We start from the raw sequence: 15,224 nt of genomic DNA, 5'->3' as shown, positions 1-15,224 counted from the left end.
ACTAGGTAAAGCTATCAAGGCCTGACTGACGCGAACTCAACGCGTTGGAAAGGTCTTTCAGGCCTGATTCTACTCTATCTTCGGAGAAATCGTGGTCATCCACGAGAATCTCCTTAATCTTCTCCTCATCAGGATCACCGAACTCATACTCGATATCCTCAACAGGAGGATTCTTGAAAAACTCAATAATTGTCTCCGGATCGTTATCCGACTCCCACTCAACCTTATCGTCTTCAAACAGCTTATCCCAGGAATTATACTTTTTAACAAGCTTTAGAGCGGTCTTAGGCCCGATACCATGTACTCCATCAGGGTTGAAATCCGTGCCCATCAGAACTCCCATCCAGATCAGCTCTTCCTGAGAGACTTCAAGCTGCTCAAGAACACTATCAAGCCTGATTAGCTCTGTGGAAATCTCCTTTCTACCTCCACCAGAGGTCTTCCGAGTCTTTCTTGTAGTAAGATTCTTCACCATCTTCTCAGCGCCAAAAAGCAGAGAATCCCAGTCCTGAGAACCCGCAGCATAGATACTACCAGGATAATCTTCATGAGTCATGTAAGCTGTCTGGGCCTCGCCCTCGCTAGGAGCCTGAACATAGGGAATACCCATAGCATCAAGAAGCCTCTTCGACTCCTTAATCATATCACCAGTCAACTTACTCGATTGAGTGGCCTTACTGTAAGCCTCAGAAACCTTGCCCTCATCCTTCAACTTCTTCCACTCCTCACGGGCCTCTTCCCGCTTCTTCCTTCTCTGCGTGGTCTCTTTCTCCTTGAGATCAGGAGCCTCGCCGTCAAAAACGAAGACAGGCCTGATATTATTGTCAAGGAGATTAATGTTTCTGTAGAAGAGGCCTGAAAGATGAGAAGTAACTTCTCCGGACGAATCCTTCAGTGGAGTACCGTCTCGCTGACGGATAATAGAGAGAAACTGGTACAAGGTATTCATAGCATCGATCGCTATCTCTTTATCGTTTAAATCTGCAAAACTTATTTCCTCGCTCTCAACCAGTTCTCCAAGGTTAACTCCCATAACAAAAAACCAATTAATCTTCAAAGTTTAAACACTAACTATGGAAGGCCTCTGCGACTACTGCCAGAAAAAGAAAGCTGTCACAAGCTGTGAGGTATGCGGCGCTAACGTATGTCAGGAACACAAGAAAGAGAATGGCTGCGCGGTATGCAACGGCGGAGAAAGAACATTCGAATAGAAAAATAAATATGAAAGAGCAACAAGCCTAAAGCTTGTCAAAGTGCTCAAGCTCATAACTCTGAACGTTATCAAGCTGTTCAAGCTTCTCCTCAACGGAATCAGTTCCGCCTTCCTCATCAGTAGTAATGCAAGAAACCTTTACAGCCTTCAAACCGAAAGCAACATTCTCCTCACCGATATCCTGAACATCCAGCAATTCCTGAACCTGCTTCTTAATATCCTCTAGATCGGTTTCATCATCTTCCGGCATAATCTTGTAAACACATGAAATCTTTCCCATTTAAAGTCACCTAGAAACCAAATACGAAAGAAAAAGTTAAAACAAGAATGGAGAGAAAAAAGAAGGGTTAAAACCCTAAAATAGTTCTCAGACCACTAAACCAACTCTAAAGGCCTAGCTTGTCCTTGATCTTCTGAATGTATTTTTTCAGCATGATAAACCACTACAGAAACGTTTAATGACGAAGGTTGTTAAAAAGGTTTGCACTACCCTCTCGAACCGGTTTTAAAAATAGCCTACTTAAACCAATACAGGCCCTCATGGTCTAGTGGAAAGACGGCACCTTGCGGAGGTGCAGATCCAGGGTTCAAATCCCTGTGAGGGCGAACTGGTTACGCTCAGATTCACACGCAATAAGCCACACAAGGTGGCTTTCAATTCTCTTCCTCAAAATCCAGGGCCTTCGAGTTAATGCAGTATCTCTTGCCTGTAGGCTCAGGCCCATCATCGAATACATGGCCCAAGTGAGATCCACAGCCCGAACAGCATACTTCTACACGGTTCATTCCATGGCTAAGATCTTTCTTCAACTCTATATTGTCCATGATCGCATCCTTGAAGCTAGGCCATCTATCGGAGTCGAACTTGTCATCTGACTGAAATAGTTTCTGGCCGCAGGCCTTACACCGATAAACTCCGGCCTCACTGTGATTCAGAAACTCTCCGGTACCAGGAGCTTCTGTACCGCTCTCACGTAAAATCCTGTACTCTTCCTCTGAAAGCCTCTTCTTCAATTCTTCTTCGTCCATACCAAACAATTAACCGCTCAAACGCAAATACTTTTTGCATGAAGATCGAAATCAACGGAGAACAACATGAAGTAGAGGTAGCAGATTCATTCCTGAAAAAGGCCAGAGGCCTGTCATTTCGTACAGAAGGAAAAATGCTGTTCACATTCTCTCGAGACACAAGGGCCTCAATAGACATGATGCTGGTCAGAAAACCTCTACATCTCTACTTCATGAACTCGGAAAAAGAAGTCATCGACATCCAGAAAGCAATGCCCTGGACACCCAATCCGAAAACGTGGAAAGTGTACTCTCCGGGAAGGCCTTACCGTTACCTGCTTGAAAGCTTTGAAGAACTGCAAATAGAGGAAGGCCAGAAAATAGAATTTGAAAGAAAAGAGGATCAAATGTTGTCCTCTGGTCTTTCGTAGTCCCAGGCTGCGTCTTCTGTATCTTCAAGACGCCCGATAGTGTCCTGCATTGGATCTATCACGAAGGCTTCGCCAGCTGAGTTCTCGTATCTGACCCATGCGTGACCGTATCTTCCGCGTGAGTTTCTGTCCACGCTTACTTCTCCGGTCAGTACTCCGTCTTCCTGGAACTTTTCAATCATTGCTCCAGCAGCCAGAGCTCTGTGACGGCAGACACCAACTCCTTCTTTCGCGAAAACATCCAGAGCGATCTTTCCATCGTTCTGAACTCCGTAATGTTCTGCAATCTTACTGGAAAGATAGGCCTCATCTCTCATGTCTCTCTCGGAATCAATATCTTCGTCAGTAATGTCTCCGTACATGTCAACAAGCCTGTCCATATTTTCTTCGGACGGAGTAAACTCTTCCATAGCTACCTCGTGAACCGCATTAAGGGCAAAATTCTTGTTCACATTTCCTGTGGAATCTGTTGCCTTACTTCTGGCCTTTTGATACATTCTGTCAACTTCATCGTACTTCTCGGAATCAACAACGATGGCCTCTCTTTCTCCACTGCCAAGATAAACTCCGCCATCAATATCTGTATCTTCGTGAATCATATGCCGGCCTGCAAAGTGAGGTTCGCCATCTCTCCACTCAACTTCTCCATCAGCCTCTTTACGTTCCAGCATCCTATCCGTACGATCCCAGGTTGCGCTTGTCATTTTTGTTGTCACCTTATAGTAACTAATTTATTATCTGATTAATAAAAAGGTTGGGGTTTCGGCGTTAAAACCTTTGCCACACAACCAATCCATATGGAACTATCAAAATTCTGCCCAAGATGCGGCGAAGAAACAAAGGCCCTCTACGGAGACGGGAAAAAGCTGTGCGCAGACTGCTACACAGACAAACACGATCTCCTGGAAGTCCCTGACAAAGTAGAAATCGTGGTCTGCAGTGTATGCGGAAGAATGAAACACAGAGGCCAGTGGATCGAGGCCTACACAGTACAGGACCAGCTAGCGGAAAAATTCTCCGACTTCTCAGAAGAAGACGTGGAGATGCAGCTACAGTTCTGGGAGGAAGAAGATCAGATGTATGTCAGAGTACACGCCGAAAAAGGCCCTATGAAGGACTCATATGACACACAGGTGGTCTTCAAAAACCATCAGTGTAAGGACTGCTCAAAATTCCAGGGAGGATTCTACAAGGCCAAAATACAGCTCAGAGGAGATGCCGAACTAGAACCTATATCAAATGATATTGTCGATAAGGCCGCAGAACTGACGAATGAGACCAGAAAAGACTTTCTGGCCAACGTAGAGAAAAACAAACACGGCATCGACTTCTTCCTGTCAACAGAGCCAATGAACAAGAAGATTCTATCAATGCTGAGAGACAGATACGACCCGGAGATAAAGAGAAGCTACGAACTTGTAGGAGAGGAAAACGGGGAAAGAGTATACAGAAACGTAGTGTCGGTAAGAATTGACTGAAAACAGAGGCCCTGTCGTGGTTTAAAAAAATTGCTTTAGAAATAGTTTGTATGCCAGAAGATGAAGAAGAACAAGTACAAAGAGTACGCAGGCCGCAAGGCGACGAGGTACTTGGAATAGTTCTAAGAAAAGAAGGAGGCGGAAAATACCGCGTATACTGCACAGATGGAAACGAAAGAATCTGCCGAATCCCAGGATCAAAGAAAAGAGGCCTATGGGTAAAAAGAGATTCAGTAGTACTAGTCGATCCATGGGACATCCAGGGCGACGAAAAAGGAGACATCGTCAACAGCTACTCCAACGCGGAGACAAGATGGCTGGAAGACAGAGACTTCCTAGACGAAATAGAGGAATTCCTCTAAAATTTTCCCTTCTACATTCTATCCTCCAACTCAGCAAAGCTAAGGCCCTAACAACTTCTACTGCAGACTTTGGATTATTAAGCAGAGAGTCAAAAATATTCTGTGATGGCAGGAAATCTTCCTGAACAGAACATAGACTACTACGCAATTTATGAAGGCCATATCAGCATGCAGAGCGGAGATAAAACAGTCAGAGTAGTAAAAGGCGGAGAATCAACGGGCGAAAAACTCTCTCCATCAAACAATCTTGAGAATACAGGAAACTCATTTTCATGGGGAAGAAGAAACACAGAAGGCCTGACAACAGCAAAAACAATACTTAAAGATGTCTACAACGAGGAAGTAGCAGAAGAATACGGCCGAGAATTTCTGGAAAACTTCATAGCCAAAGAACTCAGAGAAGCAGAGGAATGGAGACTGAAAGCAAGAAACATACCTCACTACCTGAACACCTAGGCCATTTATCTCTTCATCACTCAGAACATTTCTGTGAAAGACGAAAACATTGACTTCCGCGAAAGATGGAAGGAAGAAAGCCGGAGAATGTTCGACTCCTCCGAAGGAAGAAAGGCCTTCAACAACGTATTCGACCACGAAACAAAGAAGGCCCTGCTCAAACTAGGAGACAGAAAAGTTCTCGACAGACTCTACGGCACAATAGAATCAGGAAAAGAATCCGCAGTCTTCCTGGCCGACACATCCGACGGAGAAAGAGTAATAGTCAAAATCTACATGACACAGGCCGGATCATTCCGCGAAATGGAGAAATACCTGAGAGGAGACCAGAGATTCCGCAACTTCAAATCCGACAGAAGATCAGTAATCAACGAATGGTGCAAAAAAGAGTTCAAAAACCTCAAAAAAGCTGGAGACATCGTAAGATGCCCGGAACCAAAGGCCTTCCAGAAAAACATACTGGTAATGGAGTTTATCGGCGAAGACTTCACGCCATACCCCAAACTCAAAGATGTACAGATAGAGAACCCTGAAGAGGCCTTCCAGAAGATCAAAAGAAACATAATGGAGCTCTGGAGAGAGGAACAACTTGTACACGGCGACCTATCAGAATACAACATTCTAATGACTCAGGAACAGGAGGTATGGATTGATTTCTCCCAGGGCGTCCACAAATCACATCCAGAGGCCGTAGAACTGCTTAAAAGAGATGTAAAAAACATGGCTGCATTCTTCAACAGGCAGGGAGCAGACATCGAAAAACACGACGCCGTTCAAGAGGTTTTAGACGGCCTAGAAGACCTGTAAAACAGTTTTAAGGTATAAAAAGATTGTTAGGTCCATTAATATTAGAGACAATATGAAGGAAGTAATGGTGCCAGAAGAACGAGTAGGAGTTCTCATCGGTTCTGAAGGAGAAACAAAAGAAGAACTGCAAGACCTGACAGACTGCGACGTAACAATCCAGGACAACCAGGTCGCACTCGAAGGAGAACCACTAGACGAAATGACGGCCCAAAAAATAGTCAAAGCAATAGGCAGAGGATTCAACCCAGAAAAAGCCTTCAAACTAGTCGAAAGAGATGTAACACTACACTTAATGGATATCGGCCGCTACGCCAACACAAAAAACGCTGAAGAAAGACTAAAAGGCCGTGTAATCGGCAGAGAAGGCGAGGCCCGAACACACATCGAAAAAATAGCACAAGTAGACATCTCAGTCTACGGAACAACAATAGGAATAATTGGAAAGGCCCAGAATATCGAGGTCGCAATGGAAGCTATCAACATGCTTTTGAACGGTAGCTCTCACTCAACAGCATACAATTATCTGGAGAAAAACCAGGACAAGATAAAAAGGTAGATTTGAAAAACGTGATATTATGGCAAACGGAGTAGAAGAAGGCATGGAAGCAAGTGGCGGAGACCATAGAGAGATTTCCGTCGCCGAATTCTTTGAGAAAAACAAACACCTTCTAGGTTTCGAAAACGCACAGAAATCCATTATAACAGTAGTAAAAGAAGCTGTGGACAACTCGCTGGACGCATGTGAGGAAGACGAGATTCTTCCGGAAATACACGTCCTTATTGACGAGTACTCAGAAGGCAAATGCCGAATAGAAATCAGGGACAACGCAATAGGCCTTGATAGAGAAACAATTCCAAAGGTATTTGGTAAACTTCTATACGGTTCAAAGTTCCACAAGCTCCAGCAGAGCAGAGGTCAGCAGGGAATCGGTATCTCCGCTTCCGCGATGTACGCGCAGCTGACAACTGGAGAGCCAGTAACTGTATACTCAAAACAGGAAGGAGAACCATGCCACCGCTTCGTTGTCAGAATTGACACAGAGAAAAACGAACCAGAGATTCTAGAAGACGAAGTAGTCGATCCGGAAAGCGATGAGTTCCCGGGAGAGAAAGACTACTACTTCGACCACGGAACCAGCATCGAAATGAATATCGAGGCCAAATACACAAGAGGCCACCACTCCGTCTACAACTACCTCAAGCACACGGCAATCATGAACCCGTACGCAAGAATCGTGCTAAGAGAACCAGACGGAAACAAGGTAGAGTTCCCAAGAGTCTCAAAAGAACTACCTGAAAAACCAAAAGAGATCAAACCACACCTGCACGGAGTAGAACTAGGAGTAGTCCTCAGAATGATCGACAACTCCAACGCACGAACAGTAAGCAGCTTCCTACAGGAAGAATTCACAAGAGTAGGAAGAACAAGCGCACAGGAAGTATGCGACGAAGCAGGAGTAGACGACGGCCGAAGACCAAACACTCTCGACAAAGACGAAGTCGAAGAAATCCTCGACGCAGCACAGAGAGTAAAACTACAGAGCCCTCCAACAGACTGCCTGAGCCCTATCGGCGAAGACCTGATGGAGAAAGGCCTCACAAAAGAACTCAACCCAGAGTTCACAGAAACAATTACTCGAAAACCAACAGTATACAAAGGAAATCCATTCCAGGTAGAAGTAGGCCTAGCATGGGGAGGAGACATCGAAGACGAAGGAAGCTTCGAAGAACTCCGATACGCAAACAAAGTACCGCTACTATACAAGAAATCGGCGTGTGTAACCACAAAGGCCATCGAAAACGTTTCCTGGAACCGATACAACATTTCGCAGACAGGAAACAGGCCACAAGGCCCGCTCTACATCTCAATCCACATAGCATCTGTATGGGTTCCATTCACATCTGAAGGAAAGGAAGCCGTAGCGAACTACGATCCAATCCGGAAAGAAATGAAACTGGCCCTGCAGGAAGCAGGAAGAAAGCTAGGAAAATACCTGAAGAGAAAAGAAAGAAAGGAAATTCAGGAGAAGAAGAAGAGAAAGCTTACATCCTACGCAAAAGAGATGGGGCCTGCAATTACAGAGCTAGCAGGAGAAGGAGATCCTGAAGAGATCGAAGCTCAGATTCAAAAACTCGTAGAAGCTGACTACAACCCGGAGCAGCTTTAGAGGTGATTAAGTAATGCCAAAGAAAGAATTCGAGAACGACGAAAGAACATTAGAAAGACTAAAACATCTAGGAAAAAAGATCAGGAACCAGTTGAACGATCCTGAAAGCGACAACCTGACAATAGAGACCAAAGTCAGATCCAGAAGCAACGTCAACTACGATGAGGAAGACGGAAGACTTGAACTAGGAGACTCTTACTCCACAAGAAAATTCCTCAACATCAGTCACGCCAGAAAGTTCATGCAGACACTGATGGTCGCATCAAAAACCAAAGAACTCGTAGAACGCGGAAGAACAGCATCAATCAGAGAGATCTACTACCAGCTAAAGCACAGCGTACCAGGCCTCGACGAAAATACATTCGAAGACCAGGACGAATCCAACAACGTGGTAGTCGACATTGAAACAGCAACAGGAGCAATCAGAGAAGACCTCCACCTTTTCGCAGAACCAAAAGGACGACTATTCGGCCCAATCAAGATCGACGACTCAGGAGACATCATCGACGGAATGAACATGGGAACATCCGGAATGGCAATCAACTCCATCGTCGACCACTTCGAATTCGTCGAATGTGAAGCAGACTTCATCCTCGTAGTCGAGACCTCCGCTATGGTTAACAGACTGGTTGAAGAAGACTTCCACGCCGACCACAACGCCGTAATCATAGGGACAGGAGGACAACCAGCAAGAGGAGCAAGAAGACTCATCAACATGATGCACAAAGAACTAGACCTCCCAGTCTACGTATTCACAGACGGCGACCCATGGGGATACTACATCTACTCAGTCCTCAAATCAGGATCCATGAGCCTAGCATTCCAATCAGACCGACTATCAGTACCAGACGCCAAACTCATCGGTATGACAATGGAAGACATCGAAGAATACGACCTCCACCACGTCACAGAAGACCTCAAAGGAAAATCCAAAGACAACGGAGGCCCAACAAAGGACTACAAGAGAATCCACGATGTCATGGACTACGAATGGATGCAAAACGACGACTGGCAGAAACAATTCCAGAAAATGCTCGACATGGGAGTCAGAGTAGAACAACAGGCCCTCGCATCACAAAGCCTGGAATTCGTAGCCAACACCTACCTACCAGAAAAAATCGAGCAAGACAAATTCCTCGACTAGAACTGCTGACAGATTCACACCAGGGCGCCTGCAAACCGCAGGCCCCTCACACCACAGATTTACTACATGTTTAAAAAACTGAAAGGTCCGATATAATTCACAGCTTAAAAGGCTGCCCAGGTAGCTCAGCAGGTAGAGCGCCACGCTGTTAACGTGGTGGTCGCAGGTTCGAGCCCTGCCCTGGGCGCTAAACTTCTCTAAAAAACTTTTTAGTCAAACAAACTCAAAGGCCTTCATGTAAATGAAAAAGACCTTTATCGCAGTTACCGGTCTTTTACTGATTCTGTCAGGCCTTGCAGCATTCTACACAGCAAATGCAACAAGTTACGAAAAATTCAGCGCTGATTTCGAGAACGGAACTGAAACAGTCTACGCAGAATGCACATGCTACGGGCCTCTTTCCGTCGCAGAATCCTATCCACCACAGTACAGCTGCGAGGGGATTGAAATGTGTACGGAAGCAAATTATACAAGAGAAAAATAGAAAGAAAAATAGAGTGAAGGCCTTATTCTACAATTACTGTTCCTGTATCGCCAGGCCTGACGTGGTTGTGGTAGCTCCATTCTCCGGTCTGATTGAATGTGAAGCTGTATGTCTGACTGGTTTCACACTGGTCGAATGTGTCTGATTCTCCGTTCTGACAGTGTTCATCTAGACTGGTGCCGGAGTACTCTGTGTGGGATGGGTGCTGATCTGAACCAATCCACATTGAAGGACCGGTACTGGCCCACATAACTGTCTCTCCCTGCTCAACAGTTACAGTTGAAGGCTGGAACCCGGAGGAACTGTACTCAACTACTGTAGCGTTCGTCGAGTTAGGAACCATGTCGTCAATATCATCTGGTTCTGAGGAATCGTTCTGGGTGAATGTAGCGCATCCTGAAACAATTACTGTCAAGGCAAGTATAGCTGTAATCGAATACTTCATAGCTGTAAATAGAATGGCCTGGCTTAACTGTTTTTCTATCCTGAGGCCCTCTATTATAAGCAAGCGGATATAATTATACTGTATGACTGTTTCAAGTATCTCTGCAGGCCTAATCGTTCAATCCAAAAAATTACTAGTTTTCTACAACGAAGAACATGAAGCATGGGATGTACCCACTGTAAGGCCTGAAAGAGGAGAGCTATCAGCAGACGCAGCCAGAAGGGTTTCCGAGGATTTCTCTGGTGTAAACTGCAGCATCAAGAAGTACCGTAAAAAACTGAAGACCACGGTTTCAGGCGAAAACTGGAATCCGTATGTCCTTGAAATAGATGGAGAACCTCAGAGAGGAGAATGGGTATCCAAAGCAGAACTCAAGGAAAGACAGCTAGTACCTCACATCGAGGAAATGAAAGAAAAATTCGCCAAAAAAATATAGGCCTCTAACCTATCTCATTTTCCCCTTTTATCTAAAATTTCGATATCATAATCCGCTATTTCAGGAGCCATGCGCATACCAGCCGCGAAGTAATACTCATCTGCTTCTCTCTTCTTCCTACCCCGTCTTACAGGATTATCAAGTGGCCCTGGCCCAGACTCAGGAATCATATCTCGCCCATGCGGCAGATCAGGAGATTTCCTCTCTCTTCTCCGCCTCGAACGAGACTTTCTACGATTCTTAGGCCCTCTCCTGTAACCATAATTGAATAACTTCTCCTCAGGCCAGAAATAATCATTACCTGAATTTTCCTCCAGGATCCACTGCAGCTGCTTCATCGCTTCTTCATCTACTTTTGCAGCGCCGGCTTCCTGTCTATAGGATTCACGGAATGCACTATGAAACACTCTTGGATGAAAATCCGCGTAAGTTTCACCTACAGTATCGTACTCTCCATCAATCAAGGCATCGATAGCATCAATATTCTCTTCATAAGTATCCTGAGGCCTTAGATCCAGGTATTTCTCTGGTATTGGGCCGGAACCAACTTTAGGTGCGTCCATAAGAAATCTATCGCTGAAAAATGATAAAAATAGAATTGAAGAAGGATACTACTCTTCAGGGTCGTACTTCTTGAAGGCCTCCGCAACCAGTAGCGGGAATACCAGTGTGGCCTCGGCTTCTACCTGGGTGTAGTTTCTGTTCTCCTCTTTGATCTTCCCCCATGAAACTGCTTCCTTCGGAGGCGCTCCCGAAAGCGAGCCATCGCCTTCCATCCCTGTTGAGATGTAGACAGCATAGTCGGTTCCACCTCTGAAGAGGTTGGACATGATGGCCTGGTGTTTTGGCACTCCATCCCCTACTGCAATGATGCCAGTCTTCTCGGCCTCGATCGCTTCATTAATCAGAGAATCCCAGTCATCCAGAATCTCGATTCCTACATCAGGATCTTCTTCCTGTCTGTAGTAAAACATGAAGTCTCCGATCTCGGCATCAATCATCGCAGGACAGTAGACAGGAATATCGTTAGCCGCGGAGTGATAGATGAAAGAATCTGACTCATCAAGATCCTCGTCCTTGCCAACAGCAACTCCAAGGGCCTCGGCAAGCTCAGAAGGAGTTCTAATCTTCTTATCTGAGAAAAAGTCCTGGAAAAAACCATCATTCAACCATGACTCAAGCCAGACATAGTTATCTGACTCAACATAGATGTTGCCCAGTCTATTGATTCCTTCCTCGCGGAGCTGGGCCTCATCAGCCTCCCATTCTCCCATCTTGAACTCTCTGGCTGACTTGATAACATCTTCTGTATGAGAGCCCGCGGAGGTAATCATTACATCGACATGCTCTTCACGGGCAAGGTAAGCAACTATCTCTCTAAGGCCTGAACTGATGATATTGGAAGTGAAGGTCAGAAAGATTTTGGCATCCTCATCTCTCATCTCCTTCACAAGGTCAACAGCCTCTTTCAGGTGAGAGGCCTGGAAACCTGTAGTAGCATATTTTTCAATCATATCTTCAAGATCAAATTCGCCTCTAAAATCATATCCTTCAACTCTCTCGCCTTTATGGCCTTCTTTTGTACCAGGAATCACGTGTTCGCGCGTGTCAGAACTATCTTTTCCGTCAGTCATAGAGTAAGGATGTGAAGAAAAACTTTTATTTTGACGAACTACTTCGAACCTCTCTCAATCAAGACTGCTAGTCCGAACGCTGAAACACCTAAAACAACCAGAAACCCCTGAACAAGATGAACTCCTATCAATTCAGGCCCGGTCTCAACAATAGGTGTAATCCATGTAGCCTCACCTGTCCTCCGCGTATAAGGAAATGCTGCCAGAAGAGAGACGAGAGCTCCAACTACTGCAAGAACTTTTGCTGGGGTTGAATTCCAGTTCATACCAGACATACCGAAGAATTGCTCAGGCCTCTATATAAATAGTAGACAGGGTTCTGACCCAGAATGGGTTTCAATTATTAAAACTCATCCCTCAATTGGTTGTACACAGGCGGCCGAATAGCTCAGCCTGGGAGAGCGCTTGACTGAAGATCAAGTTGTCCCCGGTTCAAATCCGGGTTCGGCCAAGTTTCTTCAATCTAATTTTTAACCTTGAGCGAGCAATATCTAGTGTGTCAACTAGGATTCCGTCCAGATACGATGAACTTGTTGAGTCAGAAGATTTTCAGGCTCTCGAGGGAGGAGAGTATGCTGAAAGGACAGGAGTCATAGATAATTCTGTCATAAAAATTCTATCAGAATCACAGAGAGGCATTATCACTGTGTTCTCAAGGCTTGATCCTTCTGAAAGAGGTTTCAGTATTGAGGATAGAGTAGATAGGGTTCGAGAGTTCAGTGAAGATCAGGATGGCCGTTTATACAACGCTCCTGAACTTATAGGATACGATAGTGCTGGGGCTTTAGAGGTAGAGTTTTTAGATAGCGCTGAAGACTTCATAGAGTTTGTTAAACATGAGGAACCTGAAGCAGTCAGAGATGTTTCTAGAGAAGTTGGTGAAGCCCTAAAAGATATGCACAGTAATGGCTGGGCCTACAGAGACTTCAACTACGGCAACTTGATGGTAGAAGATAATAGCTTTGACAATGGTTTTGAAGTGTACTTCACGGATCCAGAGTTTGTTAAAAAAGATCCAAAGCCTCAAGACAAGGCCTTTGACATAGCTGCATTCTCCTATACATACGGTACTCTGGGAGATGTTTCAGAAGAAGTAATGAGTGGGTTTAGAGATGGTTATGGTCTGTCTGATAGGGAGGCGAATCTTGCAATGCTTTCTGGCTCTGCCAAATCTTTAATAGTTGATAGAGATATTTCAAGAGCGTTAAATGGCCTGAAAAACATGTAGTTACCAGGGATCGTGCTCGAAGCCTTTATCCTCAGCTCTCTCAATCATGTCTTCTTCGGAGAATTTGCTGCAGGGAGCCATCTGCCAGTCCTTGAAGTCGTCGTTAATCTTCTTCATGGCCTTGGCCTCTTCCTCGCTCATAATTGAAACGTTAGCGGTCTCGTCGTCGTAAAGTTCTATAATCCAGTAATTGTTTGCCTCTTCTGTCACGAATTTTTCCCCTTTCTCCTAACTCAAACTATAGCTCCCGAACTTTAAATGTCACATCTCTTCTAGGGCCTGAATGCCAAGTAGATCAAGGCCTTTGTCAGTAACATCTACAAACAGTTCGACCAGTTTCAAACGATGAGACTCTCTACCAGAGTCGAGTACCGGGCATTCGTGGTAGAAGCCGTTGAACTCCTCGCACAGCTCCGAAAGATAATGCGCGATTTTTGCAGGTTCACGGTGCTCTGCAGCGGCCTCAACCTTCTCCGGGAACTCGGAAAGCTTCTTCAAAAGACGGTACTCTGCATCGTCAAAGTCATCTCCAAGTTCGCCACTGGAAGAGGCCTTACGCAGAATACTTTTGGCACGGACATTCGAGTACTGTAGGTAAGGCCCGGAATCTCCCTTGAAAGATAGAGCGGTGTCCCAGTTAAACTCCATGTCCTTCTTGCGCGAGACCGAAAGGTTTGAGTACTTCACAGCACCGATTCCGATGGCCTCAGCGTTCTCCAAGTTACGGTTGATTTCTTCTTCTGCCTTTTCTTCTGCCATTTCAACAGCCTTGTCAAATATCTCTGACTGTTCAATTATCAGGCCTTTACGCGTTGACATACTGCCTTCAGGAAGCTGCAGCATACCATAGGAAATATGTTCGGATCCTTCTGTCTCAATTCCCATGTCTTCGGCAACCTGGAAAAGCTGTTTGAAATGCAGCTCCTGCTCCGAGGCCACAATGTATAGATTGTAGTCGAAGCCCTCCTCATTTCTCTTCTTCAAATTGTAGAGATCTCTCGTAATATACAGTGTGGAGCCATCAGCCTTCAACAGTACAACTCCGGGCATCTCCTCATCGTCGAACTCGTAGAAGATTGAGCCATCGTCATCTCTCTCAACTTTTCCTTCTTCAACCCAGCTCTCAACAAGCTCACGGGCCTCCTCAAACACTTTGGATTCTCCGGTAATCCTGTCAAACTTGATATCAAGTCGATCATACTCGTCCTTGTGGTACTCGAGTGTGGCCTCCCGGAACTTTTTCCAGAGTCGGACGGCCTCATCGTCTCCGTCCTCGATCTTTTTCGCCCATGCACGGGCCTCTTCCTCAACTTCTTCGTCTTCTTCAGCCAGTTCGTGGAACTTGACGTAGATATCAAGCATGTACTCAATCGGCTCTTCCTCAAAATTCTTGTTGGAATCAATGTTTTTGTGGCCGTAGATAACCTTTCCGAACTGTGTTCCCAGGTCGCCGATGTAGTTCTCGGCTGTAACATCGTAACCTGAGAAGGAAAGAATTCTCCGCAGAGAATCGCCTAGCGCGTTGTTACGTAGATGGCCCACGTTCATAGGCTTCGCAATATTGGGTGAAGAAAACTCCACAAGAACGCTGCCATCATTCTGTACAACACCAAAGTTCTCAGATTCAAGGCCTTCTACAACTTCTTCACCGTAAACAGATCGGTCAAGGAAGAAGTTCAGGTATCCTGGGCCTGCAACTTCTACTGATTCAACTATGTCTACTTCTTCAAGCTGTTCTGAAAGTTCTTCTGCAAGTTTACGAGGGTTTTCTCCGAGCTGTGACGCAGCCTTCATAACCGGGTAGGCAAAGTCTCCGTGCTCTGGCTCCGGCCTCTCAATGTCTTCATCAGATACTTCTACATCAAGTTTTTCCGAAAGCTTCTGCGCCAGCAACTCTTTAACTTGGTTCATACAGACAAACTGTGAAGTC

General features: G+C 45.4%; 22 protein-coding genes and 3 tRNA genes. 15 read left to right on the top strand and 10 right to left on the bottom strand.

Annotated elements, in window-relative coordinates; all coding sequences use genetic code 11:
* Window position 1: 1 nt before the first annotated feature.
* Window positions 2-1,033 (bottom strand): flap endonuclease-1, encoded by a 1,032-nt coding sequence (fen, locus tag HBNXNv_RS05315; protein ID WP_347720638.1) that lies wholly within the window; start codon window positions 1,031-1,033, stop codon window positions 2-4.
* 40 nt (window positions 1,034-1,073) lie between these two features.
* On the opposite strand from fen, the gene HBNXNv_RS05310 reads away from it, so the two are divergent.
* A complete protein-coding gene (locus HBNXNv_RS05310; RefSeq protein WP_347720637.1) occupies window positions 1,074-1,211 on the top strand; it encodes a hypothetical protein in 138 nt (45 codons plus the stop codon).
* Between the two features lie 27 nt (window positions 1,212-1,238).
* Here the strand turns inward: HBNXNv_RS05310 and HBNXNv_RS05305 are convergent, their stop codons facing one another.
* Complete coding sequence (locus HBNXNv_RS05305; RefSeq protein WP_347720636.1) at window positions 1,239-1,493, bottom strand: elongation factor 1-beta; 255 nt, start codon at window positions 1,491-1,493, stop codon at window positions 1,239-1,241.
* A 254-nt stretch (window positions 1,494-1,747) separates the two neighbouring features.
* Here HBNXNv_RS05305 and HBNXNv_RS05300 point away from each other — a divergent pair.
* Window positions 1,748-1,819, top strand: a tRNA-Arg gene (locus HBNXNv_RS05300).
* Window positions 1,820-1,867: 48 nt separating this feature from the next.
* Here the strand turns inward: HBNXNv_RS05300 and msrB are convergent.
* The gene (msrB, locus tag HBNXNv_RS05295) at window positions 1,868-2,242 is read right to left on the bottom strand and encodes a peptide-methionine (R)-S-oxide reductase MsrB (protein ID WP_347720635.1); all 375 of its coding nucleotides are present in this window, start codon (window positions 2,240-2,242) and stop codon (window positions 1,868-1,870) included.
* Between the two features lie 38 nt (window positions 2,243-2,280).
* Here msrB and HBNXNv_RS05290 point away from each other — a divergent pair, with 38 nt between their 5' ends.
* A complete protein-coding gene (locus HBNXNv_RS05290; RefSeq protein WP_347720634.1) occupies window positions 2,281-2,652 on the top strand; it encodes a DUF192 domain-containing protein in 372 nt (123 codons plus the stop codon).
* Here the strand turns inward: HBNXNv_RS05290 and HBNXNv_RS05285 are convergent.
* Entirely contained in the window at window positions 2,625-3,356 is a 732-nt protein-coding gene (locus tag HBNXNv_RS05285) for a hypothetical protein (RefSeq protein WP_347720633.1), read from the bottom strand. The genes HBNXNv_RS05290 and HBNXNv_RS05285 overlap by 28 nt on opposite strands.
* Before the next feature lie 93 nt (window positions 3,357-3,449).
* On the opposite strand from HBNXNv_RS05285, the gene HBNXNv_RS05280 reads away from it, so the two are divergent.
* From HBNXNv_RS05280 to HBNXNv_RS05240, 9 genes are all read left to right on the top strand, one after another.
* Complete coding sequence (locus HBNXNv_RS05280) at window positions 3,450-4,130, top strand: 60S ribosomal export protein NMD3 (protein ID WP_347720632.1); 681 nt, start codon at window positions 3,450-3,452, stop codon at window positions 4,128-4,130.
* Between the two features lie 50 nt (window positions 4,131-4,180).
* Entirely contained in the window at window positions 4,181-4,492 is a 312-nt protein-coding gene (locus HBNXNv_RS05275; RefSeq protein ID WP_347720631.1) for a S1 domain-containing protein, read from the top strand.
* Between the two features lie 105 nt (window positions 4,493-4,597).
* On the top strand, window positions 4,598-4,948 hold the full coding sequence (locus HBNXNv_RS05270) for a DUF6166 domain-containing protein (RefSeq protein WP_347720630.1): 351 nt from the start codon (window positions 4,598-4,600) through the stop codon (window positions 4,946-4,948).
* 33 nt (window positions 4,949-4,981) lie between these two features.
* Window positions 4,982-5,755: a serine protein kinase RIO gene (locus tag HBNXNv_RS05265; RefSeq protein ID WP_347720629.1), complete on the top strand. Its 774-nt coding sequence runs from the start codon at window positions 4,982-4,984 to the stop codon at window positions 5,753-5,755.
* 52 nt (window positions 5,756-5,807) lie between these two features.
* Window positions 5,808-6,311: a KH domain-containing protein gene (locus HBNXNv_RS05260; RefSeq protein ID WP_347720628.1), complete on the top strand. Its 504-nt coding sequence runs from the start codon at window positions 5,808-5,810 to the stop codon at window positions 6,309-6,311.
* Between the two features lie 19 nt (window positions 6,312-6,330).
* Window positions 6,331-7,923 (top strand): DNA topoisomerase VI subunit B, encoded by a 1,593-nt coding sequence (locus tag HBNXNv_RS05255; RefSeq protein WP_347720627.1) that lies wholly within the window; start codon window positions 6,331-6,333, stop codon window positions 7,921-7,923.
* Between the two features lie 13 nt (window positions 7,924-7,936).
* Window positions 7,937-9,067: a DNA topoisomerase IV subunit A gene (locus HBNXNv_RS05250; protein WP_347720626.1), complete on the top strand. Its 1,131-nt coding sequence runs from the start codon at window positions 7,937-7,939 to the stop codon at window positions 9,065-9,067.
* Between the two features lie 114 nt (window positions 9,068-9,181).
* Window positions 9,182-9,254 (top strand) — tRNA-Asn (locus HBNXNv_RS05245).
* Window positions 9,255-9,308: 54 nt separating this feature from the next.
* A complete protein-coding gene (locus HBNXNv_RS05240) occupies window positions 9,309-9,551 on the top strand; it encodes a hypothetical protein (RefSeq protein ID WP_347720625.1) in 243 nt (80 codons plus the stop codon).
* Between the two features lie 22 nt (window positions 9,552-9,573).
* On the opposite strand, the gene HBNXNv_RS05235 is transcribed toward HBNXNv_RS05240, so the two are convergent.
* The gene (locus tag HBNXNv_RS05235) at window positions 9,574-9,996 is read right to left on the bottom strand and encodes a cupredoxin domain-containing protein (protein ID WP_347720624.1); all 423 of its coding nucleotides are present in this window, start codon (window positions 9,994-9,996) and stop codon (window positions 9,574-9,576) included.
* 82 nt (window positions 9,997-10,078) lie between these two features.
* Between HBNXNv_RS05235 and HBNXNv_RS05230 the strand changes: the two genes are divergently transcribed.
* Window positions 10,079-10,432 (top strand): hypothetical protein, encoded by a 354-nt coding sequence (locus HBNXNv_RS05230; protein WP_347720623.1) that lies wholly within the window; start codon window positions 10,079-10,081, stop codon window positions 10,430-10,432.
* A 14-nt stretch (window positions 10,433-10,446) separates the two neighbouring features.
* On the opposite strand, the gene HBNXNv_RS05225 is transcribed toward HBNXNv_RS05230, so the two are convergent.
* The 3 genes from HBNXNv_RS05225 to HBNXNv_RS05215 are packed head-to-tail and all read right to left on the bottom strand — an operon-like array spanning window position 10,447 to window position 12,341.
* Entirely contained in the window at window positions 10,447-10,995 is a 549-nt protein-coding gene (locus HBNXNv_RS05225; RefSeq protein WP_347720622.1) for a hypothetical protein, read from the bottom strand.
* A gap of 48 nt (window positions 10,996-11,043) precedes the next feature.
* The gene (locus tag HBNXNv_RS05220; RefSeq protein ID WP_347720621.1) at window positions 11,044-12,066 is read right to left on the bottom strand and encodes a deoxyhypusine synthase; all 1,023 of its coding nucleotides are present in this window, start codon (window positions 12,064-12,066) and stop codon (window positions 11,044-11,046) included.
* A gap of 38 nt (window positions 12,067-12,104) precedes the next feature.
* Window positions 12,105-12,341 carry a hypothetical protein gene (locus tag HBNXNv_RS05215; RefSeq protein WP_347720620.1) on the bottom strand — a complete coding sequence of 79 codons (237 nt, stop codon included), beginning with the start codon at window positions 12,339-12,341 and terminating at the stop codon, window positions 12,105-12,107.
* A gap of 102 nt (window positions 12,342-12,443) precedes the next feature.
* Between HBNXNv_RS05215 and HBNXNv_RS05210 the strand changes: the two genes are divergently transcribed.
* Together HBNXNv_RS05210 and HBNXNv_RS05205 are read left to right on the top strand one after the other, a co-directional pair.
* Window positions 12,444-12,517, top strand: a tRNA-Phe gene (locus HBNXNv_RS05210).
* A 45-nt stretch (window positions 12,518-12,562) separates the two neighbouring features.
* Complete coding sequence (locus tag HBNXNv_RS05205) at window positions 12,563-13,294, top strand: BUD32 family EKC/KEOPS complex subunit (RefSeq protein ID WP_347720619.1); 732 nt, start codon at window positions 12,563-12,565, stop codon at window positions 13,292-13,294.
* Here HBNXNv_RS05205 and HBNXNv_RS05200 read toward each other — a convergent pair whose 3' ends face one another.
* Both HBNXNv_RS05200 and argS read right to left on the bottom strand, forming a co-directional pair.
* A complete protein-coding gene (locus HBNXNv_RS05200) occupies window positions 13,295-13,504 on the bottom strand; it encodes a hypothetical protein (RefSeq protein WP_347720618.1) in 210 nt (69 codons plus the stop codon). It abuts the gene before it with no gap.
* A 51-nt stretch (window positions 13,505-13,555) separates the two neighbouring features.
* A complete protein-coding gene (gene argS / locus HBNXNv_RS05195) occupies window positions 13,556-15,205 on the bottom strand; it encodes an arginine--tRNA ligase (protein WP_347720617.1) in 1,650 nt (549 codons plus the stop codon).
* Window positions 15,206-15,224: the final 19 nt, after the last annotated feature.

This window comes from Candidatus Nanohalovita haloferacivicina, assembly GCF_029232205.1.
Lineage (GTDB): Archaea > Nanohalarchaeota > Nanosalinia > Nanosalinales > Nanosalinaceae > Nanohalovita > Nanohalovita haloferacivicina.
Note: the sequence above shows the minus strand (reverse complement) of the source record. Positions and strands in the feature narration are given on the sequence as shown.

Excerpts from the sequence above, each read along its gene's own strand:
- fen (WP_347720638.1), bottom strand. The coding sequence starts at position 1,033 with ATGGGAGTTAACCTTGGAGAACTGGTTGAGAGCGAGGAAATAAGTTTT.
- HBNXNv_RS05310 (WP_347720637.1), top strand. The coding sequence starts at position 1,074 with ATGGAAGGCCTCTGCGACTACTGCCAGAAAAAGAAAGCTGTCACAAGC.
- HBNXNv_RS05305 (WP_347720636.1), bottom strand. The coding sequence starts at position 1,493 with ATGGGAAAGATTTCATGTGTTTACAAGATTATGCCGGAAGATGATGAA.
- msrB (WP_347720635.1), bottom strand. The coding sequence starts at position 2,242 with ATGGACGAAGAAGAATTGAAGAAGAGGCTTTCAGAGGAAGAGTACAGG.
- HBNXNv_RS05290 (WP_347720634.1), top strand. The coding sequence starts at position 2,281 with ATGAAGATCGAAATCAACGGAGAACAACATGAAGTAGAGGTAGCAGAT.
- HBNXNv_RS05285 (WP_347720633.1), bottom strand. The coding sequence starts at position 3,356 with ATGACAAGCGCAACCTGGGATCGTACGGATAGGATGCTGGAACGTAAA.
- HBNXNv_RS05280 (WP_347720632.1), top strand. The coding sequence starts at position 3,450 with ATGGAACTATCAAAATTCTGCCCAAGATGCGGCGAAGAAACAAAGGCC.
- HBNXNv_RS05275 (WP_347720631.1), top strand. The coding sequence starts at position 4,181 with ATGCCAGAAGATGAAGAAGAACAAGTACAAAGAGTACGCAGGCCGCAA.
- HBNXNv_RS05270 (WP_347720630.1), top strand. The coding sequence starts at position 4,598 with ATGGCAGGAAATCTTCCTGAACAGAACATAGACTACTACGCAATTTAT.
- HBNXNv_RS05260 (WP_347720628.1), top strand. The coding sequence starts at position 5,808 with ATGAAGGAAGTAATGGTGCCAGAAGAACGAGTAGGAGTTCTCATCGGT.
- HBNXNv_RS05255 (WP_347720627.1), top strand. The coding sequence starts at position 6,331 with ATGGCAAACGGAGTAGAAGAAGGCATGGAAGCAAGTGGCGGAGACCAT.
- HBNXNv_RS05250 (WP_347720626.1), top strand. The coding sequence starts at position 7,937 with ATGCCAAAGAAAGAATTCGAGAACGACGAAAGAACATTAGAAAGACTA.
- HBNXNv_RS05240 (WP_347720625.1), top strand. The coding sequence starts at position 9,309 with ATGAAAAAGACCTTTATCGCAGTTACCGGTCTTTTACTGATTCTGTCA.
- HBNXNv_RS05235 (WP_347720624.1), bottom strand. The coding sequence starts at position 9,996 with ATGAAGTATTCGATTACAGCTATACTTGCCTTGACAGTAATTGTTTCA.
- HBNXNv_RS05230 (WP_347720623.1), top strand. The coding sequence starts at position 10,079 with ATGACTGTTTCAAGTATCTCTGCAGGCCTAATCGTTCAATCCAAAAAA.
- HBNXNv_RS05225 (WP_347720622.1), bottom strand. The coding sequence starts at position 10,995 with ATGGACGCACCTAAAGTTGGTTCCGGCCCAATACCAGAGAAATACCTG.
- HBNXNv_RS05220 (WP_347720621.1), bottom strand. The coding sequence starts at position 12,066 with ATGACTGACGGAAAAGATAGTTCTGACACGCGCGAACACGTGATTCCT.
- HBNXNv_RS05215 (WP_347720620.1), bottom strand. The coding sequence starts at position 12,341 with ATGTCTGGTATGAACTGGAATTCAACCCCAGCAAAAGTTCTTGCAGTA.
- argS (WP_347720617.1), bottom strand. The coding sequence starts at position 15,205 with ATGAACCAAGTTAAAGAGTTGCTGGCGCAGAAGCTTTCGGAAAAACTT.